Source organism: Luteibacter sp. P4_D7_3, assembly GCF_056401735.1.
The window spans coordinates 1-1270 of record NZ_JBFUIT010000573.1 but is presented as its reverse complement, the minus strand read 5'-3'; the positions used below and the strand labels follow the sequence as shown (position 1 = coordinate 1270).

At 62.3% G+C, this 1270-nt stretch carries 1 protein-coding gene; it reads right to left on the bottom strand.

The genetic code is table 11. The annotated features are described in order from the left end of the window. Positions 1-31: 31 nt before the first annotated feature. Positions 32-1270, bottom strand: a 1239-nt coding sequence (locus tag AC1DSN_RS22810; protein ID WP_477333137.1) for an inorganic phosphate transporter, incomplete at its 5' end; no start/stop codon positions are given.

Here is a 1270-nt window from a genome sequence, read left to right as displayed (position 1 = left end):
GGAGCCGATTCATCGGCGATGCTCTCCCCCACTAAAACACCTTGACCAACATCCAGAACAACCCGGCCGCCAGCGCGATGGAAACCGGCAACGTCAGCACCCAAGCCATCAACATGCTGCGCACCGTGCCCCACTGCAGCCCCGAGCCATTCGCCACCATCGAACCGGCGACGCCCGACGACAGCACGTGGGTGGTACTAACCGGCAAGCCAAAACGATCCGCCGCGCCGATCGTAATCATGGCCACCAACTCGGCCGAAGCACCCTGCGCATACGTGAGATGCTCCTTGCCGATACGCTCGCCGACGGTGCGAACGATCCGACGCCAGCCGACCATGGTGCCCAGGCCCAGCGCAATAGCGACAGCCACCTTGACCCAGGTCGGGATGAACTTCGTCGATTTATCGAGCAAGCCGTGGTAGTTGCCGAGCACCGCCTGGTCCTCGGGCGCGAACTGCGGTTGCTTGCTCTTCTCCATCAAACGCAGCGCTTCTGAGCTGAGATACATGCTGTTACGCACGTTGTTGATCTCGCCCTGCGGCACGTCGGCGAGCGTCGGACGCTGCGCCACCTGGTCGCCGATGCGATCGGTGAGGGCAACCAGCGCAGCGAAGGTCGACGGCGTGGCCTGCTTGGTCTGGATGTAGTGCTCGATCTCGTCGCGCGGCGAGGCGACAGCCGGCGCACCGGTGGCGTACTTGGACAGCGTTTCGCTGGCGTGGTGCGCCACCGAAACGAAGGTCTGCGTTTCCCCGGGCGTCACCGCCTTGTTCAAGGCGTACGCGCTGGGCACCGTGCCGATCAGGATCAACATGATCAGGCCCATGCCCTTCTGCCCGTCGTTCGAGCCATGCGCGAACGACACGCCCGTGCAGGTGAGGATCAGCAGGCTGCGAATCCAGAACGGTGGCGGCTGGTCGCCATGCGGTTCCGCGTAGAGTTCGGGCGCTTTGACGAAGCGCTTGAGGAGCATCAGCAACGCAAAGGCCAGACCGAAGCCGATCAATGGTGAAAACAACAGCGCCTTGCCAACGCTCAGCGCCTGGCTCCAGTCGACAGCCGCATTCGCGTTGCCTGAATTCATCAGCTGATTCATGAGACCCACGCCGATGATCGAACCGATCAACGTATGCGAACTCGATGAGGGAAGGCCGAGATACCAGGTGCCGAGATTCCAGATGATGGCTGCCAGCAACAAGGCAAACACCATGGCAAAGCCGACGGATGAGCCCACGTTGAGCACGAGTGCGATCGGCAGCAACTGCAGCAC